This is a genomic window from Flavobacterium sp. LMO8, assembly GCF_009495755.1.
GTDB lineage: Bacteria > Bacteroidota > Bacteroidia > Flavobacteriales > Flavobacteriaceae > Flavobacterium.
Window position 1 is genome coordinate 344,812 of sequence record NZ_WIBJ01000030.1, and the last position, 991, is coordinate 345,802.

At 28.3% G+C, this 991-nt stretch carries 1 protein-coding gene and 1 pseudogene; one reads left to right on the forward strand and one right to left on the reverse strand.

Features of this window, described 5'->3' with window-relative positions; all coding sequences use genetic code 11:
• Positions 1-459, reverse strand: a pseudogene (locus GFJ94_RS12680) (IS3 family transposase); the annotation flags it as partial.
• A gap of 1 nt (position 460) precedes the next feature.
• On the opposite strand from GFJ94_RS12680, the gene GFJ94_RS07840 reads away from it, so the two are divergent.
• On the forward strand, positions 461-946 hold the full coding sequence (locus tag GFJ94_RS07840) for a DDE-type integrase/transposase/recombinase (protein ID WP_153200208.1): 486 nt from the start codon (positions 461-463) through the stop codon (positions 944-946).
• Positions 947-991: the final 45 nt, after the last annotated feature.

The following is a 991-nucleotide window of genomic DNA, read 5'->3' on the forward strand; positions in this document are numbered from 1 at the left end:
AGTGACGTTAACTTCACTGGTTTTTTCGTATACAAAGTTAGGTGTTTTCATATTTAAACTCAAATGAGGTCTTTTAGTGTTATAACATTCCACTGATTCTTTAATTAACTGATTAAGTTCATTCATTGATTTACATTTATAAATAAAGGAATTCCTGTTTTAAAACACCATTCATCCTTTCCGCCAAAGCATTTTGATAACAGTTATAACCATCAGTCATAGAGGTAATAATGTTATTTTTGTTTAATTCATTTTGATAAATTTGAGAACAATATTGTAAACCTCTATCCGAGTGGTGTATTAATTGAAGGTTTTTTTTCTGTTTTTCACAGCCATTTTCAATGCTTTAACCACGTTTTCTGCACTCATGTCATCACTTAAGTGATAACCAACTATTTTTCTACTAAAAACATCTGTTACTAACGAAAGATATTGAGTTCGTTCATTAGATTTTTTAAAATTGGAATATTTACAAGTTCCTAAAGTTCGAAGATATTACAAAACAACAAACTCAAGACATTGGATGAATCGCTATCCAAATTTAATTAGCAATTTAGTACTTAACAGATCTGAGCAAGTTTGGGTTGCTGATATAACTTATTTACGAACAAAAGAGAAAACATATTATTTGCATTTACTCACAGATGCTTGTTCCAAGAAAATTGTTGGTTATCAACTATCAGATAATTTAATGAGTTCAACTACAGTAAAAGCTTTAGAAATGGCTTTTATTGACAGAAAAACTAAAAATCAACTCATTCACCATTCTGATAGAGGTTTACAATATTGCAGTAACGAGTATACCGATTTGTTAAAGAAAAACAATATTAGAATACATATATCAATTAATATGATAACTCCAAACCAAGCACATCAACAAAAAACAATCCATTTAAAACAATGGAAAAAAATAAATCGTAACAGAATTAATTCTGTTACGATTTAACTATATTTGAATTATTAACGAGTCAACCTTTTATAGGACAACTCA